General features: G+C 65.1%; 26 protein-coding genes. 20 read left to right on the top strand and 6 right to left on the bottom strand.

Annotated features, from left to right (window positions below; genetic code table 11):
• The first annotated feature begins 37 nt into the window (after positions 1-37).
• Together C7435_RS14465 and C7435_RS14470 are read left to right on the top strand one after the other, a co-directional pair.
• A complete protein-coding gene (locus C7435_RS14465) occupies positions 38-1645 on the top strand; it encodes a peptide chain release factor 3 (protein ID WP_121212232.1) in 1608 nt (535 codons plus the stop codon).
• Entirely contained in the window at positions 1642-2859 is a 1218-nt protein-coding gene (locus C7435_RS14470; protein WP_233350791.1) for a mechanosensitive ion channel family protein, read from the top strand. The genes C7435_RS14465 and C7435_RS14470 overlap by 4 nt, the downstream gene beginning before the upstream one ends.
• Before the next feature lie 164 nt (positions 2860-3023).
• On the opposite strand, the gene C7435_RS14475 is transcribed toward C7435_RS14470, so the two are convergent.
• On the bottom strand, positions 3024-3497 hold the full coding sequence (locus C7435_RS14475; protein ID WP_121212233.1) for a hypothetical protein: 474 nt from the start codon (positions 3495-3497) through the stop codon (positions 3024-3026).
• A gap of 116 nt (positions 3498-3613) precedes the next feature.
• Between C7435_RS14475 and C7435_RS14480 the strand changes: the two genes are divergently transcribed.
• Both C7435_RS14480 and C7435_RS14485 read left to right on the top strand, forming a co-directional pair.
• On the top strand, positions 3614-3841 hold the full coding sequence (locus C7435_RS14480) for an AbrB/MazE/SpoVT family DNA-binding domain-containing protein (RefSeq protein ID WP_121212234.1): 228 nt from the start codon (positions 3614-3616) through the stop codon (positions 3839-3841).
• Positions 3838-4248, top strand: coding sequence for a type II toxin-antitoxin system death-on-curing family toxin (locus tag C7435_RS14485; protein WP_121212235.1), 411 nt, complete (start codon positions 3838-3840; stop codon positions 4246-4248). Before C7435_RS14480 ends, C7435_RS14485 begins: the two co-directional genes overlap by 4 nt.
• Here the strand turns inward: C7435_RS14485 and C7435_RS14490 are convergent.
• From C7435_RS14490 to C7435_RS14500, 3 genes are all read right to left on the bottom strand, one after another.
• Positions 4245-5327, bottom strand: coding sequence for a DUF2336 domain-containing protein (locus C7435_RS14490; protein ID WP_121212236.1), 1083 nt, complete (start codon positions 5325-5327; stop codon positions 4245-4247). The genes C7435_RS14485 and C7435_RS14490 overlap by 4 nt on opposite strands.
• A gap of 115 nt (positions 5328-5442) precedes the next feature.
• The gene (locus C7435_RS14495; protein WP_121212237.1) at positions 5443-5829 is read right to left on the bottom strand and encodes a PAN domain-containing protein; all 387 of its coding nucleotides are present in this window, start codon (positions 5827-5829) and stop codon (positions 5443-5445) included.
• Positions 5826-7796 (bottom strand): putative bifunctional diguanylate cyclase/phosphodiesterase, encoded by a 1971-nt coding sequence (locus tag C7435_RS14500; protein ID WP_121212238.1) that lies wholly within the window; start codon positions 7794-7796, stop codon positions 5826-5828. Before C7435_RS14500 ends, C7435_RS14495 begins: the two co-directional genes overlap by 4 nt.
• Positions 7797-7993: 197 nt before the next feature.
• Here C7435_RS14500 and C7435_RS14505 point away from each other — a divergent pair, with 197 nt between their 5' ends.
• Positions 7994-8836, top strand: a complete 843-nt coding sequence (locus tag C7435_RS14505) for an ion transporter (RefSeq protein WP_233350792.1) — start codon at positions 7994-7996, stop codon at positions 8834-8836.
• On the opposite strand, the gene C7435_RS14510 is transcribed toward C7435_RS14505, so the two are convergent.
• A complete protein-coding gene (locus C7435_RS14510; RefSeq protein ID WP_233350793.1) occupies positions 8770-10707 on the bottom strand; it encodes a transglycosylase domain-containing protein in 1938 nt (645 codons plus the stop codon). The genes C7435_RS14505 and C7435_RS14510 overlap by 67 nt on opposite strands.
• A 99-nt stretch (positions 10708-10806) precedes the next feature.
• Here C7435_RS14510 and C7435_RS14515 point away from each other — a divergent pair, with 99 nt between their 5' ends.
• The 7 genes from C7435_RS14515 (at position 10807) to C7435_RS14545 (ending at position 17154) form a co-directional block, all read left to right on the top strand.
• Positions 10807-11268, top strand: coding sequence for a YcgN family cysteine cluster protein (locus C7435_RS14515; RefSeq protein WP_121212240.1), 462 nt, complete (start codon positions 10807-10809; stop codon positions 11266-11268).
• Between the two features lie 784 nt (positions 11269-12052).
• Positions 12053-12577, top strand: a complete 525-nt coding sequence (locus tag C7435_RS14520) for a winged helix-turn-helix domain-containing protein (RefSeq protein WP_121212241.1) — start codon at positions 12053-12055, stop codon at positions 12575-12577.
• Positions 12462-13757: a DNA-packaging protein gene (locus C7435_RS14525; protein WP_407658369.1), complete on the top strand. Its 1296-nt coding sequence runs from the start codon at positions 12462-12464 to the stop codon at positions 13755-13757. Before C7435_RS14520 ends, C7435_RS14525 begins: the two co-directional genes overlap by 116 nt.
• Positions 13758-13794: 37 nt before the next feature.
• On the top strand, positions 13795-14853 hold the full coding sequence (locus C7435_RS14530; RefSeq protein ID WP_121212357.1) for a phage portal protein: 1059 nt from the start codon (positions 13795-13797) through the stop codon (positions 14851-14853).
• On the top strand, positions 14846-15085 hold the full coding sequence (locus C7435_RS14535) for a hypothetical protein (RefSeq protein WP_121212243.1): 240 nt from the start codon (positions 14846-14848) through the stop codon (positions 15083-15085). Before C7435_RS14530 ends, C7435_RS14535 begins: the two co-directional genes overlap by 8 nt.
• Before the next feature lie 372 nt (positions 15086-15457).
• A complete protein-coding gene (locus tag C7435_RS14540) occupies positions 15458-15892 on the top strand; it encodes an HK97 family phage prohead protease (protein ID WP_121212244.1) in 435 nt (144 codons plus the stop codon).
• A 50-nt stretch (positions 15893-15942) separates the two neighbouring features.
• Entirely contained in the window at positions 15943-17154 is a 1212-nt protein-coding gene (locus C7435_RS14545) for a phage major capsid protein (RefSeq protein ID WP_121212245.1), read from the top strand.
• Between the two features lie 317 nt (positions 17155-17471).
• Here C7435_RS14545 and C7435_RS14550 read toward each other — a convergent pair whose 3' ends face one another.
• Entirely contained in the window at positions 17472-18092 is a 621-nt protein-coding gene (locus C7435_RS14550) for a hypothetical protein (RefSeq protein WP_170150487.1), read from the bottom strand.
• On the opposite strand from C7435_RS14550, the gene C7435_RS14555 reads away from it, so the two are divergent.
• The 8 genes from C7435_RS14555 (at position 18091) to C7435_RS14590 (ending at position 22066) form a co-directional block, all read left to right on the top strand.
• Positions 18091-18669, top strand: a complete 579-nt coding sequence (locus tag C7435_RS14555) for a head-tail connector protein (protein ID WP_170150488.1) — start codon at positions 18091-18093, stop codon at positions 18667-18669. The two genes, C7435_RS14550 and C7435_RS14555, sit on opposite strands and share 2 nt — an antisense overlap.
• Positions 18666-19079, top strand: a complete 414-nt coding sequence (locus C7435_RS14560; RefSeq protein ID WP_121212248.1) for a DUF3168 domain-containing protein — start codon at positions 18666-18668, stop codon at positions 19077-19079. The genes C7435_RS14555 and C7435_RS14560 overlap by 4 nt, the downstream gene beginning before the upstream one ends.
• A gap of 355 nt (positions 19080-19434) precedes the next feature.
• Complete coding sequence (locus C7435_RS14565) at positions 19435-19959, top strand: DUF4760 domain-containing protein (protein WP_121212249.1); 525 nt, start codon at positions 19435-19437, stop codon at positions 19957-19959.
• Positions 19960-20058: 99 nt separating this feature from the next.
• Positions 20059-20475 (top strand): phage major tail protein, TP901-1 family, encoded by a 417-nt coding sequence (locus C7435_RS14570; protein WP_121212250.1) that lies wholly within the window; start codon positions 20059-20061, stop codon positions 20473-20475.
• Position 20476: 1 nt separating this feature from the next.
• Entirely contained in the window at positions 20477-20746 is a 270-nt protein-coding gene (locus tag C7435_RS17280; protein WP_233350795.1) for a gene transfer agent family protein, read from the top strand.
• Positions 20743-20931, top strand: coding sequence for a phage tail assembly chaperone (locus C7435_RS14580; RefSeq protein WP_121212251.1), 189 nt, complete (start codon positions 20743-20745; stop codon positions 20929-20931). The genes C7435_RS17280 and C7435_RS14580 overlap by 4 nt, the downstream gene beginning before the upstream one ends.
• Complete coding sequence (locus C7435_RS14585) at positions 20928-21443, top strand: phage tail tape measure C-terminal domain-containing protein (protein ID WP_121212252.1); 516 nt, start codon at positions 20928-20930, stop codon at positions 21441-21443. Before C7435_RS14580 ends, C7435_RS14585 begins: the two co-directional genes overlap by 4 nt.
• The gene (locus C7435_RS14590; protein WP_121212253.1) at positions 21440-22066 is read left to right on the top strand and encodes a DUF2460 domain-containing protein; all 627 of its coding nucleotides are present in this window, start codon (positions 21440-21442) and stop codon (positions 22064-22066) included. The genes C7435_RS14585 and C7435_RS14590 overlap by 4 nt, the downstream gene beginning before the upstream one ends.
• The last annotated feature ends 23 nt before the right edge of the window (positions 22067-22089 follow it).

Genomic DNA, 22089 nt, shown 5'->3' on the forward strand with positions numbered 1-22089 from the left:
GGGTAACCGAACGCCCTGCATCACCTGTGAGTCCATCATGACGACCCCGACTTCAGACGCTCCGGAATGGGCGCGCCGCCGCTCTTTCGCGATCATCTCCCACCCGGATGCCGGTAAGACCACGCTGACCGAGACCCTGCTCCTGTCAGCCGGTGCCATCCGGCTGGCTGGTCAGGTGCGCGCCCGCGGCGAAAACCGCCGGACCCAGTCGGACTGGATGAAGATCGAGCAGGAACGCGGGATTTCGGTCTCGGCCTCGGTGATGACCTTCGAACACCGCGCCTTGCTGTTCAACCTGCTCGACACGCCGGGCCACGAAGACTTCTCCGAAGACACCTATCGAACGCTGACTGCGGCTGATAGTGCGATCATGGTGCTTGATGCGGCCAAGGGCGTTGAGCCGCGGACCTTGAAGCTGGTCGAGGTCTGCCGCCTGCGCGACATTCCGATTGTCACCTTCATCAACAAGATGGACCGCGAAGCGCTCGATCCGGTCGACCTGCTGGAAGACATCCAGGACAAGCTGGCGCTGGACACGGTACCGATGCAATGGCCATCCGGTTCCGGCAATCGTTTCAAGGGTGTGCTTGATCTGCGGACCAAGAATTTCGTCGGCTATCAAAAGCCTGGCGATGATCGCGACGACACCGCCGCCAGCCCGCGCTGGGCGCTCGATGGCGACGAGATCCGCGCGCATGTGTCCCAGGACGAGTTGGCCGAGCTGGAAGAGGGCGCGGAAGTCGCGGCCGAGCTGTGCCCGGCCTTCAAGATGCAGAGCTTCCTGGAAGGCCATATGACGCCGGTCTTCTTCGGCTCGGCCCTGCGCGGCTTCGGCGTGCGCGAGTTACTGGATGGTCTCGCCGACATCATTCCCGGACCGGGGCCGATGGCGGCGATCAAGGGCGGCCAGGCAGTGGAACTCGAGCCGGGTGGCAAGGAAGTCGCCGGCTTCGTGTTCAAGGTGCAGGCCAATATGGACCCCAATCACCGCGACCGGGTCGCTTTTGTGCGCCTGTGTTCCGGCACGTTCAAACGCGGCATGAAACTCAAGACCGAGGCCGGTAAGCAGCTCACCGTGTCATCGCCCATCCTGTTCTTCGCCCAGGATCGCGAAATCGCCGACGAGGCTTTCGCTGGTGACGTGATGGGTGTGCCCAACCACGGCACGCTGCGGGTTGGTGACAGCCTGTCCGAGAGCGGCAAGCTGCGCTTCTCGGGCATCCCGAACTTCGCGCCGGAAATCCTGCGCCGGGCCCGCTTGGCTGATCCGCTGAAAGCGAAACACCTCAAGAAGGCCCTCGAGAGCCTCGCCGAAGAAGGCGTGACCCAGCTCTTCCGGCCGACGCTTGGCGGTGATTTCATCGTCGGTGCGGTCGGCGCGCTGCAGATTGATGTGATGCGTGAACGGGTCGCGGCGGAATACGGTCTCGAGGTCGATTTCGAGCCGGCCCCCTATGATACCGCGCGCTGGTTGTCGGGCGATCGGGACAAGATCGAAGCCTTTGCCGACCGCCACAAATCGGCCATGGCCGAGGACATCAATGGCGATGCGGTCTTCCTCGCCAAATCCGCTTGGGAAGTTTCCTATTCGGAGGAGAAATTCCCCGACCTCACCTTCCATCGCGCCAAGGAGCGTTCGGCATGATGACAGCCGCACCGGCAGTGACGCCGGCCAGCCCGACGATAGACGACAGCCTGCCCGAACAGGCGCAGGAGCTGTGGGGCATCGCGATCGAGGTCTGGAATACCTCCTTTCTTGGCGTCAGTGTCGGACAGGGTCTGGCCGCGCTTTTGATCGTGGTGATCGGCCTGGTCGCCCGCGGGCTGATCGCGCGCTGGCTGATCGCCGCACTCAAGCGCCTTGCCGAACGCACGGAGACCACCTTCGACGATGCCGTCGTCGATGCCTTGAGCGGCCCGATGAAACTGGTGCCGGTGATTGTCAGCCTCTTCTTCGCGCTGAACATTCTCCAGATCGGCGCCGAGGGCGCCCTGCGGGGCCATCAATTCGTCCAGTCGCTGGTCGTGATTGCCCTGTTCTGGTCGCTGCATAATGCGGTCGGCCCGCTGGCCCATGCCCTGCAGGGCCTGCGCAATGCGCTGACCCCGGTCATGGTCGATTGGATGACCAAGGCGCTGCGCATTGTTTTCATCATCGTCGGCGCGGCCGCCGTTCTGCAGGTGTGGGACATTCCGGTGGCGGGCATAGTCGCCGGTCTCGGCCTGTTCGGCGTTGCCATCGGTCTGGGCGCCCAGGACCTGTTCAAGAACCTGATCGCCGGCATTCTCATCCTGACCGAAAAGCGCTTTCTGCCGGGCGACTGGGTGAAGGTGGATGGCGTTGTCGAAGGCACGGTGGAGGAAATCAATTTCCGCTCCACCGTGGTGCGCCGCTTCGACAAGGGGCCGGTCTATGTCCCCAATTCGAAACTCTCCGACAATGCGGTCACCAATTTCACCCGCATGACCCATCGCCGCACCTATTGGATCATCGGCGTGCGCTATGACACCACCGCTGAGCAATTGCGCGAGATCCGCGACAAGGTGCTCGGTTATGTCGAGAGCCATCCCGAATACGCCCAGGCGCCGGAGGTTTCGACCTTCATGCGGGTCGACAGTTTCGGCCCGTCCTCGATCGACTTCATGCTGTATTGCTTCACCAAGACCACCAATTGGGGCGAATGGCTGCGCCTGAAGGAAGAGCTCGCCTTTTTCATCAAGGAGACGGTTGAAGCCGCCGGCACCGAATTCGCCTTCCCCTCGACCAGCATCTATGTCGAAAGCGGCGCGGAAGTGTTTTCGCCGCCGGGCGATGACGCGGCGAAGGCCGTGCTTGCGGGTGAGGCCGGCAAGGGCTGAGGCGGACTTTTCCTCCCCACAAAGTGGGGAGGTGGATCGTCGCGCCAGCGGCGAGACGGAGGGGCCGCCTTAGGCGGCGAGCGGATTTCCTCGCTATGCTCGGCCCCATCGGCCCCATGCTGCGCATCGGCCCACTTCCCCATGTGATGGGGAAGAAGAGATCGTCATCCGCTCGGCAGCAATCCGGCCCGTCGCCGCAGCGCCTGAGCGGCGCCCGAGTTTAGCTGCCAGTCCAGATCCGTGATCACATCCGGGATATCGCCCCAGGCCGCCAGGAAAGCGGACCGGGCCGCGTTGAGTTGCTGATACAGGAGCGCCACCCCCGGATCGGCGGCATCCAGCCCCTCGGCCAGCGCCCAGCGCGACAGGTCCGCCGCATCGGCCAACTCGGCAAATCCGCGCCCTATCATCATCACTGCCAGCAAGGTGTCGTGGGTTGCGAGGTCGCCATACTCGTCAAACACGGTCACCCGCAGGGGCGGCAGGGTGTCGCTGTGAACGAGGATATCGACGGCATCACCGTGCAGGACCGCAAAGTCGGACGGAACAATCTCCAGCCGCAAGCGCGCCGCCGCCAACCAGGCATCCAGCCTGGCAGTGGCGCGTGTTGCGGCGGCGGGGTCGAAGGGGGCAGGCATGTTGGGAGACTGGCATGGTCGGAGGAAGCCGGGAAGTTTCCCAGATACTCTTCGGTCGCTCGTTCCGGACGCAGCCCGGATGTGTTATAACACACGTGACCACACGAGGTGATGTCATGACCCGTCTGAAAATTCGCACAATCGGCAACTCGCAGGGCGTCGTTTTGCCCAAGGCCCTGCTCGAACGCTTCAAGCTGGCGGCCGGTGACGTCCTTTATGTGACCGAAGCACCGGACGGATCAATGCGGATCACCCCCTATGACCCGGCTTTCAGCGAACAGCTCGAGGCGGCAAAGGAGGGCATGGCTGCCTATCGCAATGCCTTGCGTGAATTGGCCCGGTGAGCGCCCCGAAATGGTTGTCACCGGCAGTCGTGTTTGCCGTTCACGACATGCAGATCGCAGAGCATGGCGGTGCGGCGGGTCTGCGCGATGCGGAAGGTTTGGACAGCTCGCTGGTTCGTCCGTCGCAAGCCTATGAGTCTGGACTGACGGACCTGCATGCGCTGGCCGCGAAATATGCGCACGGCCTCGCTTCGGCGCATCCGTTCGTGGACGGCAACAAGCGCACGGCGTTTTTGGCGGCGTTCATATTTCTCGGGATCAACGGATTGAATTTGACGGCATCGGAAATTGATGTCGTGCGTCATACCTTGGCCTTGGCCGCAGGCAAGTGTTTGCAAGGCGAATACGCCGAGTGGTTACGCATGTGGACGAAGCCGGTCGACCTGGCAAATGCGCCCGCCCCCTAAGCCGCCATGTCCCGGCGCATGCGCCAGAAGCGCATCGCCCTTGCGGCGTCGTCGGGGGTGATCTTGTCGTAGAGCTGGCCCAGTTCTCGGGCATCGCGGAAGGCGTCTTCGCCGCCATTGTGGCGCAGCACGGCGAGAGTGACGAAGAGGGCCTTGTCGAAGCCGGCGGAGCGGCAGATCAGGGCGAGCGGATCAATGCTTTCCTGTTCGATGGCGCGCTTGGCGGCCGGGTAGTCGACGCCGGTCATTTCGGCGAAGGCGACATGGCATTTCACGTCTTCGCCCTCGCGCATGAGGCGGGCCAGAAGGCCGCCATCGAGCTTTTTGCGCATCGCCATGGCGCGCACGAATTTGCGGGCTTCCTCGACCGCCTTGTCCTGCTTCATGCGGGCTGCGAGGCGCGCCCTGGAGACGGCCATCGCCTGGTCGATGATGTCCGGATCGACGCTGTCAAACTTCTCCATGATCTGGTCGCGCAAATGATTGCGCACGGTCAGCATCATGTCGGCGAGGATGTCGTTTGGCGTATCACTCCGGCGGACCAGCGGCGCCTGCAGGACTTGCGAGGTTTCGGCCCGTTCGGAGACGGTCTCGAAGGCTTCCCGTGACAGCTGGGCGCCCTCGTTCGAGATCAGCGTCGCGACCGTTTCGTCATCGCCGCGGCGAACAATCGTGTCGGACAGGCGTTCGGAAACGGCCTCGCGTTTCGACATCGCCTTGAGGTGGTGCTGGCCACCCTTCTCGGCGATGGCCATCAAATCATCCTCGGACAGGACGGAGGATTTCGACAACATCGGGCCGGCGACCTCGATCGCGTCCTGGGCCAGTTTCAGGACCAGGCCGCGCGGCGCCAGTGGCGTGTCGGCGAAGCGCTGGGACAATTCCTCGCGGGCGTCCTGGGCAGTCTGTTCGGCCAGCGCGGAGAGGACTTCATCAAACCGTCCCGATACCGCGCTGTCACGCGCCGGCGGTTCCTCGAAGAAGAGATCGGTCACCTCGCGCAACAGGGTCCGCCGGCGATCACTCGATTTCTCGCGTGCCAGGTCGACCAGATTGTTGAGCTTGCTGATGACAGCCATGGGGCACTCCAAACGAGGATAGGGGCTCAATCTGCCTGCCGCGGGTAAAAAAAACGTACGGGCGATGGTTCAAATTGTTCACGACGCGCTGAAAACCGCGACGATTGCACAACCCTCAGTTCGGGTTGCTCTGAGCGGCTCTCAGGGCTTGTATTTCCTGCTCGCTCGGTGGCCGTTCAGATGTGGCTTCGATGCGGGCGCTGACCGCGCTGGACAGGCCTGTAACTCGGCCGGGCGCGCGATAGGGTGTCGGCGTGCTGGCGAGCAGGGCGCAACCGGGATCGCTGCCGGTCAGCTCGGCCCGGGTCCACACCCAGGACCGGCACATCGCGTCGTCGTCGCACAGGACGGCACAGGCTTGCGGGGTGAGATCGGGCTGGGTCATTCGCTGATAGACGGCGCCGCGGCGGGCGTGGCCGTCCATGACGTCATCGGCAAGGGCCGGTATCGCCGGGACAAGCCAGGCCGTCAGCAGGGCCGCGATCCGGAGCCGCGGTTTCACGCTTGCGCCTGACGCGGTGCCGGTGCCGCGATGTCCGGACGGGCCCGGCGTGGTGAAAGCGTCGTCGTCAGGCACGGCAGGACGTCGTCCGCCGCCATTGGCGCGCCGATGAGATAGCCTTGGACGTGGCGGGCGCCGAGCGAGCGCAGAATATGCATCTGGGCCTCGGTCTCGACGCCTTCGATGACACAGCCAAGATCAAGCGTCTGTGAAAGCGACAACATGGTCCGCACGATCTTGAAGGACGAGCTGTCGGTCAGCATGTCGCTGACGAAGGAACGGTCGATCTTCAGCTTGGAGACCGGCAATTGCTGCAGATACTGCAGGGAGGAATAGCCGACGCCGAAATCGTCCAGGGCGACCGAATGGCCCGCTTGCGAGATCCGGTTGATGGCGTGGCGGGCCTGGTTGAAATCGCTCATCATCGCGGTTTCGGTGATCTCGAATTCGATCCGGCTGGCCGGCAGGCCGCTGGCCTTCACGGTTTCCAGCACGCTGTCCATGGCCTGCGGCGACATCAGGTCGTGGGCGGACAGGTTGAAGGACAGGGCGACATCCTCCGGCCAGTCGGCCATGGCAGCGAGCGCCTTGCCCAGCAGGACCTGGGTCAGGGGCCGGATCAGGCCGGCGCGCTCGGCTGCGGCGATGAAGACGTCCGGTGCGACCGTTCCCAGCTCCGGGGAGTCCCAGCGGGCGAGGGCTTCAAAGCCGGTGATCTTCGACTTCACCAGATCATATTGCGGCTGGAACTTGACCGTGAATTCAGCCTCGTAGTCGCAACGGCGCAGCGCCTTGTCGATCTGGCCCGACGCCGTCATCTCGTGTTCCAGCGCGGCGTTGAACAGGACCGCCTTGCCTTGCAGGGCGCGCTTGGCGAAATAGAGTGCATGGTCGGCCCGTTCCATCAGGTCATGGGTCGATAATTGCGGGTCGTCGCAGATCAACAAGCCGACCGAGCCCGATCCCTTGCAGGTATATTCGCCCAGGTCATAGGGTTCCGAGAGTTGCGCCTCGATCCTGTGGCCGAGCTGCAGCACAGTTTCGGTCCGGGTGCATGGTGCCGGGGCGATGAGGGCAAATTCGTCACCGCCGAGGCGGGCCGGCATGGCCGTATCACCGGCGACACCGGTCAGGCGCCGGGCGACAGTCTTGAGCATTTCGTCGCCGGCCGCGTGGCCATAGGTGTCGTTGACCGGTTTGAAACCGTCGAGATCAACCAGTCCGAGAATGAAGGGCTCGCCATGGCTGCGCAGGCGCGCCAGCCGGCTTTCCAGGGCCAGGAAAAAACTGCGCCGGTTGGGCAGGTCGGTGAGGGCGTCGCATTCGGCCAGGTGGCGGGCTTCGGCGGCAAGAACCTCGGCGGTCTCGCGGTCCTTGACGGCTTCCAGCCGTGCCTTCACCGCGTTGACGACGGCATTGCGGATGATCACGGCAATGGCGACCGATGTCAGGACTCCGGCAAAGCCGACCGAGAGGTAGTCGTTCATCATGTGCGGAAGATTGGCGTGTACCAACCAGCCTAGCATGACGCAGCAGATCGCCACGGCGATGACGATCGACCGCCGTCGCGGCAGCAGAGTCGCGAAAACGGGCATCATCAGGACGGAATAGACAAGGTTTTCCTGCTCGAAGGACAGGAGTTGCTGCAGGTTGGAATTCAGGAACAGAACCAGACAGATAACCCCACCCAACAGGTCCAGCTGACGCGTCGACAACTCGTGACGCAGGCAGAAGTGGACAAAGGTGAGTGTCGCCAGGCCGACGACATTCATCACCAGCATGGGGCCGTCATAGAGCGGATTGGGGAAGAGGAGCCGGGTCACGAAGTCATAGGCGATGAACATCAGGATCGCGATGGTCGCGCCGTTCAGGATCGGCTTGTAGGCAATCAGGACCTCGTCGGCCTCCGGCAGGGCCGGGCCGGGAGGCTGCGTCGTCTCCGGAATGTCTTGGCGGGGTGTCCGCATGGCAAGGCCCGATCACTGTTCGTCGCCTTGATAGATGTGTGACCTTAAATCGTGGATAAGCGGTCCGGTAAAATTCGATCTATCTGTGATTTTCTTCAAATGTGATCTGCCACCAGATGATTGAATTTCAACGGGGACAGGGCTAGGAGCAGGCCTGACTGCCAGTCGGGACAACGGTGGCGGGGCTGCCGAGGGGGATGGGTGTGAAGGCTTTCATCGAGAGTTCGCGTTTTCGCAATTTCATCATGACGCTGATCGTTTTCAACGCGATCACGCTGGGGCTGGAGACCTATCCCTATGAGGGCGCGTGGTTCACCACCTGGCTGCCCATGGCGGATCGCATCATTGTCGGCGTGTTTGTCGTCGAAATCCTGCTCAAGCTGATCGTCTACCGTCACCGCTTCTTCCTCAATGGCTGGAACTGGTTCGATCTGACGGTGATCATCATCTCCATCCTGCCGGCGGCGGGCGGTTTCTCGGTCCTGCGGGCGTTGCGCATTGTCCGCGCCTTCCGCCTGTTCTCGGTCATGCCGGACCTGCGCAAGGTGGTCGAAGCCCTGTTGCGGGCCATTCCGGGCATGGGCGCGGTGATGGCGGTGCTGGGACTGATGTTTTACGTCTCGGCGGTGATGGCGACGAAATTCTTCTCCGAGACAAATCCGGAGCGGTTCGGCTCGCTGGGCGAAAGCGCCTTTGCCCTGTTCCAGGTGATGACGCTGGAAGGCTGGGCCACCGATGTCGCCTTGCCGGTGATGGAATTTCACCCCTGGGCCTGGATTTTCTTCCTCGTTTTCATCGTCCTGACCAGTTTCGCCGTCCTCAACCTCTTCATCGCCATCATTGTCGACAGCCTGCAGGCCAAGCATTTTGACGATGAGGAGGCGCGCGACGCCGAAGCGGATGCCGATCGTGACAAGTTGCACGCGGAAATCAGCGGCATGCGGGTTGAAATCAACCGCCTGACAGCCCTCGTTCAGCGCTCATTGGGCGAGGATCCGTCGGCCAGTATCGCCGAAAAAGACGCCGACAAGTCGGAATAGAAGGCGGCCAGGCGCTCCTCCCGTTCCGAGCGTGTGCGTGGCGCGGGGGCCGAGAGCGGTCGCGACGGCAGGCCCTGATGGACCCGCGTCATATAGCGCTGCCAGATCATCGCCGGCAGGCCGCCGCCGGTGACATTGTCCATCGGCGTGTCGTCATCATTGCCGACCCAGACCCCGGCCGTGAAATCGGCGGTATAGCCAACAAACCAGGCATCGCGGAAAGACTGGCTGGTGCCGGTCTTGCCAGCGGCGGGGCGATCACCCAGCGCCGCCCGGCGCCCGGTCCCGGTCAGCACCACATCCTGCAACATGGTCGACATGGATTGTGCCACGGCAGCCGTCGTCGCCCGCTGCGCCGGTGCGGTTTCGTGCTCATAAAGCACATCGCCGCGTGAATTGGTGATCGAGGTGATGAAATAGGGTTCGCGCCTCGCCCCGTCATTGCCGAACACGGCATAGGCGGAAGTCAGTTCCAGCAGGTTCACCTCGGCGGCGCCGAGCGCGATGGCCGGCAGTTCGGGCAGCGGTGAGGTGATGCCGAAACGGCGTCCGACCTCGACCACGCGATCAATCCCGACCTGGTCACCGACCTGGGCTGCGACCGTGTTGATCGACCGTTTCAGCGCCTCCTGCAGGGTGACCAGCCCTCGGAAACCGCCGGAGAAATTCTGCGGCGTCCAGCCTTCCAGATCGACCGGCTCGTCCCACACGGCCGAGGACGGGTCATAGCCCGCTTCCAGCGCTGCCGTGAACACGAAGGGTTTGAAGGCCGAGCCGGGCTGGCGCTGGGCCTGGATGGCGCGGTTGAACTGGCTGGTCGCATAATCGCGGCCGCCGGAGAAAGCCCGCACCGCCCCGTCCGGTGCCAGCAGCACGACCGCCGCCTCGGCGGCATTCTGGCTCGCGCCTTCGCTGGACAGGACTTCTTCGACGATGTCATGGGCGGCGCGGGCCAGTGCCGGGTCGAGTGTGGTGTGGATCACCAGGTCCGGCACCTCATCACCGATCAGCCCGGTGGCCTCGGCGAGGGCAAAATCGAAGGCATGGCCCCAGATCGCCGTGCCGCCGGGATCGGACGTGTCGGCGACCGGCACTGCCGGTTCGGCAATGGCCGCATCATGGGCCGCCTGGTCGATGAAACCGGCCACCAGCATGGCGTCGAGCACCGTCGCCGCGCGCGCTTGCGCGGCGGCAAGGTTGACCGTCGGATCAAGCCGGCTCGGCGCCTTGGGCAGGGCCGCCAACAGGGCCGCTTCAGCCAGGGTCAGCTCGGTCGCCGGCTTGTCGAAATAACGCCGGGCGGCCGCCTCGACGCCAAAGGCGCGGGCGCCCAGATAGATGCGGTTGAGATAAAGCTCGAGGATTTCGGTCTTGGTCAGATGGTTTTCCAGCTGCCGCGCCAGTCGCATTTCCTGGATCTTGCGGCGCAATTGCCGGTCCGGTGTGAGGATCAGATTCTTGACCAGCTGCATGGTGATGGTCGAGCCGCCCTGGACCGATCGTCCGGCCCGGAAATTGACCCATAGCGCCCGGAAAACGCCGCGCAGATCGACCCCGTCATGGGCGTAGAAACGCTGGTCCTCGATCGCCAGGAAGGCTTGCGGCACATGGGCGGGCAGGGTGTCGAGGCCGACCGCGCGGGCATAGAGCGGGCCGCGCACGGCCAGCACATGGCCCTCGCGATCCATCAGCGTCACCGCCGGTTCGCGCCGGGTCGACCAGAGTTCGGCGGCCGAGGTCGGCACCGCCGGCAGATCATGGAAGGCCCATTGCCAGCCGAGCGCGGCCAGCAGCGAGCCGACAAGCACAAGCGATCCCAGCACGGCGGCCAAGATACGCCGCGTGCGCTGCTCGCGTCGTTCGCGTTCCATCAAGTGATCCGCACGAAACGGCTCCTGATACATGCTATAGCCACCCCCCTTGGCTTCAGTCTAAAGCCTTCCAATCGAGGCGAAATTCAGGCGCGACCCATGGCATTGCCTTTCTGGAAGATGAAATCTCTCGGCGAGATGAGCAAATCGGAATGGGAGTCATTGTGCGACCATTGCGGCAAATGCTGTCTGATCAAGCTGGAGGACGAGGATACCGGCCTCAACCTGGACACCGATGTCGCCTGCAAACTCTATGACTGCAACAAGGGCGGCTGCCGCCATTACGCCAACCGCCACACCCATGTCCCCGACTGCGTCGTGCTGACGCCGGAAAACGTTCCCCAGCTCAAATGGATACCGCAAACCTGCGCCTACCGCCTGATCGCCGAAGGCCGCGACCTTTACGACTGGCACCCGCTGAAAACCGGTGACCCCGACAGCACCCGCAAGGCCGGCATGTCGGTGATCGGCCGGGTCTATTCCGAGAGCCAGTTCGAAGATCCCGACAGCGTCGACTGGGAAGCGCGGATCACGGAATGGCCGGGTGAGGGGGAGGAGTAGGTGGGGCTGTCAGACTGGTCCGGTTTTCACTTTTCCCGGGCGAAGACCCGGGACCGACGGGCCTTGTTGACAGGCGATGAGTCTCCCGTAGGTCCCGGATAGCGCTGCCGCGCTTCCGGGAAAAATGTGTGTTGCAGTCGGCGGAAAAACGCGCCCGGCGCGCAACCGTCCTTAAATCCCTTGTCAGCCAGCGGGCCGTATCCGGTTCTTGAGGTCAAGGGCGGCGCAGCCGCCGCTTCGCGGGTTCCCCCTTGAGCTCAAGAACCGGATACGGCTGTCTCCCGGCAAGTGATTTATGGCGGGGCATGCGCGCGGCGCCAGCCCTTCCACATCCCCCAATCCCCGTCATCCCCCGGCTTGTCCGGGGGACCTCGTCCACCCGCTCGACGGGGAAGCGAAGGTCCCCCGGATCGCGGCCTTGCCGCGACCGGGGGATGACGGTGGTGGTGGGGTATCGAAACAGCGCGGAAGAAGCGGCCCGCGCTCCACCGCCTCCCCCCGATAGCTTGCATTTGCACCCACGCCTTTACCGCGGCGCAACCCTCGCCCCACTCCGGTGTTTCAAATTCGAGCCAAATTCGTCACAAGAGCGATCAAGCAGGGCGCGCCGCCAACCCGCCTTCACGACAAATGCCAGTGACATTCCCCCCGACGGGGCCACAAGGCGCGGATAAACCCGCCACTATCCCCGTATCTGTCCCGAAGAACCCGTGACCATCCAGTTGGTTGCGGGTTTTTTCGTGGTGGATATCCGACCGGTGACGGCGCCGGCCTATTGTTCGGCATGCCCGGAATTCCCCAGACAAAGCCGAAAGACGACGTGGCCTGGTACCCCTATTTTTTGCGTTCGCAGAGTGGGGCGACCGGGCCGGAGCTGGCCGAAATGTGCGGCCTGTCCATCCCGACCGTAAACCGGCATTTGCGCCGGCTGCGCGCCTATGACGCGGAGACCCTAGCCGGCCTCAAAGAGCAGGCCATCGAGCGCCGCAAGGATGAAGCCGTGATCGAATTCCTGATCGGCGACCCCGGCAAGGCGACGCGCATTGCCAATGGCCTGGCGGCGCTCTGCAAGCTTGATCGCGCCACGCCCGACACCGCCGCAACACCCGATACACCAGACGAAGAGGACGCGATCGATGACGCCGCCCGACACGCTCGCGACGATGCTTTCCTTCGTCGATACATTCTGGACCATGACGATGCGGGAGCGGGTGAGGGCGTGGAAGACGGCGAAGCCGCCGGCCCGCGACGCGATCCATACCGACTTCCGCTACCGCGCGACGGGCCCACAGCTGCCGCCGCCGGGTGAGTGGCGGACCTGGCTATTCCTCGGTGGTCGCGGCGCCGGCAAGACCCGCGCCGGGGCCGAATGGGTGCGTCACCGGGCGCTGCGGACGGTGAGCCGGATCGCGCTGGTGGGGCCGACGTTCAATGATGTCCGCGAAGTGATGATCGAGGGGCCGTCCGGCCTGTTGCGACTGGGCTCGCGGGCCGAGCGGCCGCGCTATGAAGTCAGCCGCAAACGCCTGGTCTTTCCCTCCGGCAGCCTGGCCTATGCCTTTTCCGCCGAGGATGCGGACGGGTTGCGCGGGCCGCAATTTGACTATGCCTGGGGCGATGAGTTCGCCGCCTGGTCGGACCCGCAACGTGTACTCGACACGCTGCGCATGGGGGTCCGGCTGGGCGGTGCACCGCAAATCCTGCTGACCACCACGCCGCGCCCGATCCCGGCCCTGAAAGCCCTGGTCAAGAGCTGGGATCCGAACGGGCCGGTGCGGGTGACGCATCAACCGACCGCCGCCAATGCCGCCAATCTGGCGCCGGGCTTTGTCGAAGCGCTCAACGCCGCCTATGGCGGCTCGATGCTGGGCCGGCAGGAAGTCGAAGGCCTGTTGATCGATGATCCCGAAGGCGCGCTGTGGACGCGGGACCAGATCGAAGCGGCACGGCTCGAGACGGGTCATCCGGTGCCGGAGCTGGACCGGATCGTGGTGGCACTCGACCCGCCGGCCAGTGGCGGGCCGCGCTCGGATGAATGCGGGATTGTGGTGGCCGGGGCGCAGGGCGAGGGACCGGCCCGCTGCGCTGTGGTGCTGGCCGACTTGTCCTTCGGCCCGGCCTTGCCCGCCGATTGGGCCGCCCGCGCCGCGACCGCCTTTGAGGATTACAGCGCCGATGCGCTGATCGCCGAAGCCAACCAGGGCGGGGAAATGGTGCGTTCGGTCCTGCAGGCCGCCGCGCCCGGCCTGCCCGTGCGCCTGGTCCATGCCAGCCGCGGCAAACGCGCCCGCGCCGAACCGGTGGCCGCCCTCTACGCCGCCGGCCGGGTCCGCCATGCGCGGCCCTGTCCGGCCCTGGAAGACCAGATGTGCGCCTTTGGCGCCGCCGATGGTCCCAAATCCAGCCCCGACCGCGTCGACGCGCTGGTCTGGGCGATCAGTGATCTTGTGCTGGGGCGGGTCGGGGCGCCGCGTTTGCGGCGGCTGTGATCCGTCACCTGTCACCATCAACCAAAAGGAGGCAGCCATGCCCCACTGGCTCGACCGATTGTTTGGCCGGGAGGAGAAATCCGCCCTGTCCAGCCGTCTCATTGCCCTGACTGCGGGGTCGCAGACCGGATGGTCGCCGCGCGCCTTGCCGGCGATGATGCAGGCCGGTTATGCCCGCAATGCCATCGTCCATCGCTGCGTCCGGCTGACCGCGGAGGCCGCCGCCGCCGTGCCGCTGACCGCGTCAGACGCGGAGATCACCCGGCTATTGGACATGCCCAATCCGGACCAGTCCGGGCCGGAGCTGTGGGAAACGCTCTATGGTTATCTACAGCTGGCGGGAAATGCCTATCTCGAGCTTGCCAGCCTGGCCGATGAACCGCGCGCGCTCCATCTTTTGCGCCCGGATCGCATGCGTGTACTGGCCGGGCCGACCGGTTGGCCGGAGGGGTGGGAGTATGCGGCGGCCGGCCGGAAACGTCGTTTTCAGCGCGATCGGGCCTCGGGCCGCAGCCCGGTTTTCCACATCCGCCTCTTCCATCCCGGCGATGATCATTATGGCCTCTCACCACTGGAGGCGGTGGGCCGGGCGCTGGATCTTCACACCGCCGGCTCCGACTGGGCGCGCGCCCTGCTGGACAATGCGGCGCGGCCGTCCGGCGCGCTGGTTTTCAAGGGCGAGAACGGCCAGCTCTCGCCGGACCAGTTCGAGCGTCTGAAAGCCGAGCTGGAGGCCAGCCATACCGGCCCGAACAATGCCGGACGTCCGCTGCTGCTGGAAGGCGGGCTCGACTGGACGCCGATGGCGTTGAGCCCGGCCGAGATGGACTTCACCACCGCCCGCCGCGAAGCGGCGCGAGAGATCGCGCTGGGCCTCGGCGTGCCGCCGCTCCTGCTCGGCCTGCCCGGCGACAATACCCACGCCAATTACGCCGAGGCCAATGCCGCCTTCCTGCGCCAGACCGTGCGTCCGCTGGTGATGAAAATGGCCCGCGCCCTGAGCGTCTGGCTGCGGCCCTGGGCGACGCCGGAGCTGGAGATCAAGCCGGATTTCACCGTCCTGGAGGACGGCCAGAAGGAGGCGCGCCATGCGTGAGGCCGACAATTGGACCGTCCAGAAACAGGTCACCCTCGGCCTGGTCTTCGCCATCCTCCTGCAAACCTCCGGCGCTCTGATCTGGTCCGGCCGGGTCGGTGAACGTCTCGACCAGCTCGAACATGTCAGCGACCGCGCCAGCCCTTTGGCCGAACGCCTGGCGAGGCTGGAAGCCGAGATGCGCCTGGCCCGCGAGAGCCTGGTGCGGATCGAGCGGCGGATGGAGGAGTGAGTTTTTTCGATATTGAAGTGAGGCGCCGCAGCGCCCACCAATCCATTCATCGCTTGCCGAGACGTCGCCGCATCCGGTTTTCCAGGTCAAGGGCGCGAAGCGCCGCTACGCGGTTTTACCCTTGAGCTGGAAAACCGGATGCGGCCTGCTGGCTGACAAGTGATCCATGGATGATTGCGCGCCGACGGCGCTGAATTTCCAACTCTATTCCAACTCCCATCTACCCACCGTCATCCCCCGGCTTGTCCGGGGGACCTCAACCATCCCGCCAGCCGGTTAGCCGGGGTCCCCCGGACCGGCGCTGTGCGCCGGCCGTGGGATGACGGTGAGCGAGTGATTTCAATCTTCCCCCCCCAAACCCGGAGTCCTCCCATGCCAGATACCCTCGCCATCGAGGGTCATGCCAGCCTGTTCGGGCTGGCTGACCTTGGCGGCGATGTTGTGGCGCGCGGCGCTTTTGCGGCCTCGCTCGCCACCCGCCGCACCATTCCGATGCTGTTCCAGCACGATCCGTTCGAGCCGGTCGGCGTGTGGACCGCGATCACCGAAGACGCGCGCGGCCTGTTCGTGCGCGGCGAAATCCTCGCCACCGGCGCGCGGGGACGGGCGACAGCGGCGCTGGTCCGGCGCGGCGCGGTGGACGGGCTGTCCATCGGCTTTCGCACCCGCGCGGCCCGGCCTCGCAAGGTCCGGGGCCGTCTGCTGACCGCGATCGATCTCTGGGAAGTCTCCATCGTGACCTTCCCCATGCTGCCCCAGGCGCGCCTGCGTCTTGTGGCTCCGGCGGGCGACCGTGTCGCCGCCTGACTTTCCACCCTTTGACAACTCCCACCCTTTTCCAACCCCAGGAGATTTATGTGAGCAAGGAAACCAAGATGACAGCCGCGACCGGTGACAGCCGCGCGGTGATGGGCGAGCTGCTGGCTGCCTTCGAACAGTTCAAACAGGCCAATGACCAGCGCCTCGCCGAGATCGAGACGCGGGCCGCTGCCGACGTGTTGCTGGAAGACAAGGTCGCCCGCATCGACAAGGCCCTCGACAGCCAGAAATCCGCCCTCGACCGGCTGGTCCATGAGGCCGCCCGTCCGGGCCTCGCCACCGGTGCGGACAGGTCCGCGGCCTCTCTCGGCTTTGCCGCCTATATGCGCAGTGGCCAGATCGGGGAGGGCAAGTCCGCGACCGCCGGTACGCCCGGCGAGGGCGGTCATGTCGTGCCGGTCGAGACCGAGGCGCATATCGACCGCCTGCTGGCCGAAGCCTCGCCGATCCGCTCGATCGCCACCGTGCGCCAGAGCACCATGGGCGTGTTCCGCAAACCGGTCTCGCGCGGCGGCGCAGCGACCGGTTGGGTGTCGGAGACGGCCGCCCGCCCCGAGACCGATGCGCCGAGCCTCGAACTGATCGAATTTCCCGCTGCCGAGCTCTACGCCATGCCGGCCGCCACCCAGCAATTGCTCGATGACGCCATGGTCGATGTCGAGGACTGGCTGGCGCAAGAGGTCCGCGATGTCTTCGCCGCCCAGGAAAGCGCGGCCTTTGTCGCCGGCGACGGCATCAACAAGCCGCGCGGTCTGCTGGACTACACGGCGGTTGCCGAGGGCACACAGGCCTGGGGGGAGCTGGGCTATGTCGCGACCGGCACGGCGGGCGGCTTCGATGCGGCAGATCCGGCCGATGCGCTGATCGACCTCATCTATGCGCCCAAGACCGCCTATCGCGCCAAGGGCCGTTTCGTGATGAACCGTCAGACGGTCTCTGCCGTGCGCCGCTTCAAAGATGCCGACGGCAATTATCTCTGGCAGCCGGCGCTGGGCGAGGGCGCAAGCTCGACCCTGCTCGGCTATCCGGTCACCGAGGCCGAGGACATGCCCGATATCGGCGCTGACAGCCATTCGATTGCTTTTGGCGATTTCGCCCGCGGCTATCTCGTCCTCGACCGCCAGGGCGTCGAGGTTCTGCGCGACCCGTTCAGCGCCAAACCCTATGTCCTCTTCTACACCACCAAACGCGTTGGCGGCGGGGTGCAGGATTTCGAGGCGATCAAGCTGCTGAAGTTCGGCGAGAGCTGAGTTCCTGATCCTGTGCAAATTTACCGTCATCCCCCGGCTTGTCCGGGGGACCTCAGCCAAACCGTCGACGGGCAAGCGCAGGTCCCCCGGATGACCGCTACGCGGCCACCGTGGGATGACGGTGTTTTGTGGTGGTCGGTGTGACGCGCCTCCGGGCGCTCACCCCGCCATACACCCCTTGCCGGGACGTCGCCGTATCCGGTTTTCCAGGTCAAGGGCGCCGCAGGCGCCGCTCCGCGGTTTCACCCTTGAGCTGGAAAACCGGATACGGCCTTTTGGCTGACAAGGGATTTATGGCTCAGTCCGCGCTGAGGTGCTCAGTCATAATGCCATCCGACAAAGGGAAAGCTCGATGCCGCGCCGCGCGCTCGCAAGCGCCCCATGCGGTAGATGTTGGCGACCGCGCTCAAAAGCATCAGCAGCGCGAACGGGGCGGTAATAATAGTCAGTGGCGGAGCGAGGAAATACAGCCAAGCGCCGGCTTGTGGCTCGATCAGGGCCAGGACAATCGCGATGATCAGGCCGCCGACGAACACGCCCGCGCCATGGCCGAGCACCGGCAGGTGCAGGCGGTCTTCCTCGATATGCCAGGCCGGCGAGACATCACGCGCATGATCGGCTGCCCAGACCACGCCATAAACCTTGAACCACCAGGGCAGGGGATCGGGGCCGAGTTGTGCCCGGCGGCGCAGGACAGGGCGCAGGATCGCGCGAAAGACTGGCGGCAGCACAACGGCCGGAATGATCGGTGTCAGCAAGATGGGCATCAACACTATCGGCACCGGGTCTACAACCCACAAACGCAAAAGCACGACCCAGACCACCACACTGGCCAGACCGGCCAGTGTGAAAACCCCGACCTCGACCCAGAACGGCTTCACCGCCTCGGGCGGAAAGCGGACCCCATCTTCGTCCTCTGAAACGGAGTTTCCCCCCATGTCCCTCACACTCCTTGACCCGCCCGCCGCGGAGCCTGTCAGCCTGTCCGAAGCCAGGGCCCGCCTGCGGGTGGCGGATGCGTCGCAGGATGACGCGATCAACCACTGGATACAAACCGCCCGGGCGCGTGTCGAGCGGGATACCGGGCGGGCGCTTCTCTCCCAGACCTGGCTCGAGCGCCGCGATGTCTGGTGGGGCGAGGGGCGTCTTTCGGCCTTCGGGACGCGGTTTCGCCTGTTGAAACCGCCCCTGATCGCGCTGGAAGCGGTCACGGTATACGGGCTGGATGATGCGCCGTCGGAGATTGATCCGGCGGCGTTTTTTGTCGACACGCTGAGCGCTCCGGGGCGGCTGGTCCTGCGACCGGGCATGAGCTGGCCGCAGCCGGGCCGGGCGGCAGCGGGGATCGAGATCCGCTTTCGCTGCGGCTATGGCGACCAGCCTGATGACGTGCCGGCGCCGCTGCGCGAAGCCATTCTCCAGCTCACCGTGCATCTTGCGGAAACGGGCGGCGCCAGTGCCCTGCCGCCCGGCGTGGCCGACCTGATCCGGCCTTTCCGTCCGGTGATGTTGTGAGCGGCGTGATTGAGGCTCTGCGCGCGGCCCTGACAGCGCAGTTTGCCAGCGATCCGGCGGTGATGATCCTGCTGGGCGATCCCTTGCGACTTTATGACGAGCGCGACGGACGTGCAGCCTTCCCGCACGCCAGCTGGGGCCGCGTGGAGACGCGCGAAAGCGGCGCCGATGATGTCCGCCTGCTGGACATCCGCCTGACACTTGATGTCTGGCATCGCGATGGCGATCCCGACCCGGTGGTCACGGCCCTGGCCGATGCGGTTGCCAGTGCGTCACCGGATCTGCCTGCCCCCTGGCGCCTGATCAGCCTGACGCCGACCTATCGCGACGTCTTTGCGACGCGGGACCGACGCTTGAAACGCGGACTGTTGCGGGTAAGGGCTGTGGCGGGGGCGCAGGTGTCGGCGTGAAATCGGCACAATTGCTGCCTATATTGGCGCTTGCGGGTCAGAAGTGGTGCCGGAAGGGGTGACTGTTTACGGCCCGGTAAGCGCGCCTGCGCTATAGACCAGACAGGCGAAACCGGCTAAAAATTGCCACAAGTCGATCAGGAGTTTTGTGATGCATCGTGAAGGTACAAACCGGATTGAGGGTAGCAATCGTGAAGGCACCAACCGGCTCGAGGGCACGAATCGCTGATTGGCGGCGCGTTGCACGGCCCGGCTTGTCCGGGCTTTTTTGTGCCCGCACATGCCCGCTAAGGTGGTGAGTGAGAGTTGTGCGTGATTTCGGCGCCCAAAGGTCGGCGCGCACAGGAGGGGCATTTTGAGCCTGTTGCAAATTCTGCCGGCCATGTCGCCATTTGTCCTGCTCCTGTCGGTCGGGATAGCGTGGCTGGCCTACCGGGATGCGCGTCGGCGCAACCGCATGGATCATGATGAAGCCCGCAAGCGCGACCAGGTCTCCAAGTCTTTTGACCACATTATCGAGCAGACCCGTGATCGCGACCTGATCGAGATGAATGAGCAATTCAAGGCCGTGATCGACAGCCTGAAGAAAACCGGGCCGGGTCCCTATGGTTTGGCCGAGGTCGAAGGTCATTTCGTCAAACACCGCCAGGCCGCCATTGATGCGGCGGAGGTGATCACCAAGCTGTTCAACTATTATGAGGCGACCGCGATCGGGATCAGCCTGGGTGCGCTCGACGAGGAAATCATCAAGCAGTGGTGGCGCGCCAGCTATGTTGCGGATTGGCAGGACTTCTCCGCCTATGTCACCGAAAAGCGTGAGCGCGATGGCCGCGAGGCACTCTACCTGCAATATCAGAGGCAGGCCGAACGCTGGGCCTGACCGGCCCCCACCTACCCCCACCCCACCCAACCGCCCCCAACCGGGCGGTTTTTTTGTGCCTGACACCCAGACCTGATCCCCGAATGAAGGAGCCTTGCCATGAGCGTGCAATCCGGCCGCGATATCCTGATCCGTATCGGCGATGGCGGTGATCCGCCCGTGTTCACCAGTGCCGCCGGGCTGCGGTTGAAGACGATTTCGCTCAATGCGCGCACGGTGGATGTGACGAATGCCGACAGTGCTGAAGGCTGGCGCGAGCTGTTGGCCGGGGCAGGCGTGAAGACCTGTTCCGTGTCCGGCTCGGGTGTCTTTGTGGATGTCGCCGCAGATGCACAGATCCGGCAGGCGTTTTTTGATCAGGCGGCGCTGGCCTGGCAGCTCGTCATTCCCGATTTCGGCACGCTGACCGGGCCTTTTCAGGTCGCGGCGCTGGATTATGCCGGCCGCCATGATGGCGAGGCGACCTGGTCGATGAGCCTGGCCTCGGCCGGTCCGCTGGTGTTTGCGGCGCTCTGAGATGGCCAATCCGCAACGCGGCGAGGTCGAACTTCTCGCCGGTGAGATGCGGCTGACGTTGTGTCTCACACTGGGCGCGCTGGCCGAGATCGAAGCGCTGAACCGGGACGGCGGGCCGCTGAATGCCGACCGGCTGTTGCGCCTGGTTGAAATCCTGGCTCGCGGTGGCGGCAGTGCCATCACCTTGGAAGCCCTCAAGGCCGCTCCGCTGTCGCTGACGCAAGCGGCCGATGCGGTTGCCGCCTGCCTCGCGGCGGGGATGGAGGCATGAATTGGGCTGCCATCCTGCGCACCGGGCTGGCGCTCGGCCTGATGCCTGACGCGCTTTGGCGCCTGTCGCTGGTCGAGTGGCGCGCCCTGACCGCCGCCAGCGGTCCGCCGCCGCTCGACCGGGCCGGGCTGGACGCCCTGCGCGCCCGTTTTCCTGACAATTCTGGCAAGGAGGCCGAGAGATGAGTCCATCCTCTTCCGATAATCCGCTGGACGAATTCGCCGACGGAGCCGGTCAGCGCGCCGCTGAGGCGCTGGAGACGGCTTTTGAACGCGCCGGCAGCCGGATCGAGCAGGCGCTTGGCCGGGCGGCGCGCTCGGGTGAGGCGGATTTTTCGCGCATGACTGAGGCCATCCTGGCTGATCTGGCCCGGCTGGCGGCGCAGCAGGCGATCGAACGCCCATTGGCCGGGCTGATCGACCGGGTGCTGGGGTCGGTGACGCCGTCCGGCGCCCGGGCCGAGGGCGGGCCGGTGCAGGCAGGCGCGGCCTATCTGGTCGGCGAGCGCGGGCCGGAAGTCTTCGTGCCGGGCACAAGCGGGCAGATCGGCGCACCGGCTGGCGGCAAGACGGTGCACATCCATCTCACCCTGCCACCCGGTAGTCGTGGCGACAGCGAACGTGCCGTGGCGCAATCGCGCGCCCGCATCGCGCGCAGCCTCGCCCGGGCGGTTGATGAGGGGCGGCGTTGGTCATGAGCGTGTTTCACGAGATCCGCTTTCCCTTCTCCGTATCGATCGGGGCCTCGGGTGGTCCCGAGCGGCGCACGCAGATCGTGCCGCTCCTGTCCGGCCGCGAGCAACGCAACACGCCCTGGGCCGACAGTCGCCGCCGCTATGATGCCGGGCCGGGTGTGCGGTCCTTGGCTGATATCCACACCCTGATTGAATTTTTCGAGGCGCGGCGCGGTCCGCTGCACGGGTTTCGCTTCCGCGACCCGTTCGACAATCGCTCGGCCGCCCCCGACCAGGCGCCATCACCGACCGATCAGATACTGGGCAATGGTGATGGCGCGACAACCATATTCCAGCTGGTCAAATCCTATGCCAGTGGCGGCGAAAGCTGGACGCGGATCATCGAAAAGCCGGTCGACGGGTCGGTCCTGGTCGCGCTGGACGGGGTGGCGACGAGCGACTTTGTGGTCGATCCGGCGACCGGCCTGGTCACGCTGGCCAGCCCGCCGGCCAGCGATGTTGTGGTGACAGCCGGTTTTGCCTTTGACGTGCCGGTGCGTTTCGACGCCGACCGGCTCGATCTCGCCCTGGACGAACCCGGCGCGGCCAGCGCGCTCTCCATCCCCCTCATCGAAATCAGACCCTGAACCGTCGCCCCCGAGCGGGGCGG

Source organism: Maricaulis maris (assembly GCF_003634045.1).
GTDB lineage: Bacteria > Pseudomonadota > Alphaproteobacteria > Caulobacterales > Maricaulaceae > Maricaulis > Maricaulis maris.

Excerpts from the sequence above, each read along its gene's own strand:
- C7435_RS14590 (WP_121212253.1), top strand. The coding sequence starts at position 21,440 with ATGAGCGTGTTTCACGAGATCCGCTTTCCCTTCTCCGTATCGATCGGG.
- C7435_RS14520 (WP_121212241.1), top strand. The coding sequence starts at position 12,053 with ATGCCCGGAATTCCCCAGACAAAGCCGAAAGACGACGTGGCCTGGTAC.
- C7435_RS14570 (WP_121212250.1), top strand. The coding sequence starts at position 20,059 with ATGAGCGTGCAATCCGGCCGCGATATCCTGATCCGTATCGGCGATGGC.
- C7435_RS14525 (WP_407658369.1), top strand. The coding sequence starts at position 12,462 with ATGACGATGCGGGAGCGGGTGAGGGCGTGGAAGACGGCGAAGCCGCCG.
- C7435_RS17280 (WP_233350795.1), top strand. The coding sequence starts at position 20,477 with ATGGCCAATCCGCAACGCGGCGAGGTCGAACTTCTCGCCGGTGAGATG.
- C7435_RS14555 (WP_170150488.1), top strand. The coding sequence starts at position 18,091 with ATGTCCCTCACACTCCTTGACCCGCCCGCCGCGGAGCCTGTCAGCCTG.
- C7435_RS14470 (WP_233350791.1), top strand. The coding sequence starts at position 1,642 with ATGATGACAGCCGCACCGGCAGTGACGCCGGCCAGCCCGACGATAGAC.
- C7435_RS14535 (WP_121212243.1), top strand. The coding sequence starts at position 14,846 with ATGCGTGAGGCCGACAATTGGACCGTCCAGAAACAGGTCACCCTCGGC.
- C7435_RS14500 (WP_121212238.1), bottom strand. The coding sequence starts at position 7,796 with ATGCGGACACCCCGCCAAGACATTCCGGAGACGACGCAGCCTCCCGGC.
- C7435_RS14515 (WP_121212240.1), top strand. The coding sequence starts at position 10,807 with ATGGCATTGCCTTTCTGGAAGATGAAATCTCTCGGCGAGATGAGCAAA.
- C7435_RS14465 (WP_121212232.1), top strand. The coding sequence starts at position 38 with ATGACGACCCCGACTTCAGACGCTCCGGAATGGGCGCGCCGCCGCTCT.
- C7435_RS14530 (WP_121212357.1), top strand. The coding sequence starts at position 13,795 with ATGCCCCACTGGCTCGACCGATTGTTTGGCCGGGAGGAGAAATCCGCC.
- C7435_RS14580 (WP_121212251.1), top strand. The coding sequence starts at position 20,743 with ATGAATTGGGCTGCCATCCTGCGCACCGGGCTGGCGCTCGGCCTGATG.
- C7435_RS14585 (WP_121212252.1), top strand. The coding sequence starts at position 20,928 with ATGAGTCCATCCTCTTCCGATAATCCGCTGGACGAATTCGCCGACGGA.
- C7435_RS14480 (WP_121212234.1), top strand. The coding sequence starts at position 3,614 with ATGACCCGTCTGAAAATTCGCACAATCGGCAACTCGCAGGGCGTCGTT.
- C7435_RS14505 (WP_233350792.1), top strand. The coding sequence starts at position 7,994 with ATGGGTGTGAAGGCTTTCATCGAGAGTTCGCGTTTTCGCAATTTCATC.
- C7435_RS14510 (WP_233350793.1), bottom strand. The coding sequence starts at position 10,707 with ATGGAACGCGAACGACGCGAGCAGCGCACGCGGCGTATCTTGGCCGCC.
- C7435_RS14540 (WP_121212244.1), top strand. The coding sequence starts at position 15,458 with ATGCCAGATACCCTCGCCATCGAGGGTCATGCCAGCCTGTTCGGGCTG.
- C7435_RS14550 (WP_170150487.1), bottom strand. The coding sequence starts at position 18,092 with ATGGGGGGAAACTCCGTTTCAGAGGACGAAGATGGGGTCCGCTTTCCG.
- C7435_RS14475 (WP_121212233.1), bottom strand. The coding sequence starts at position 3,497 with ATGCCTGCCCCCTTCGACCCCGCCGCCGCAACACGCGCCACTGCCAGG.
- C7435_RS14490 (WP_121212236.1), bottom strand. The coding sequence starts at position 5,327 with ATGGCTGTCATCAGCAAGCTCAACAATCTGGTCGACCTGGCACGCGAG.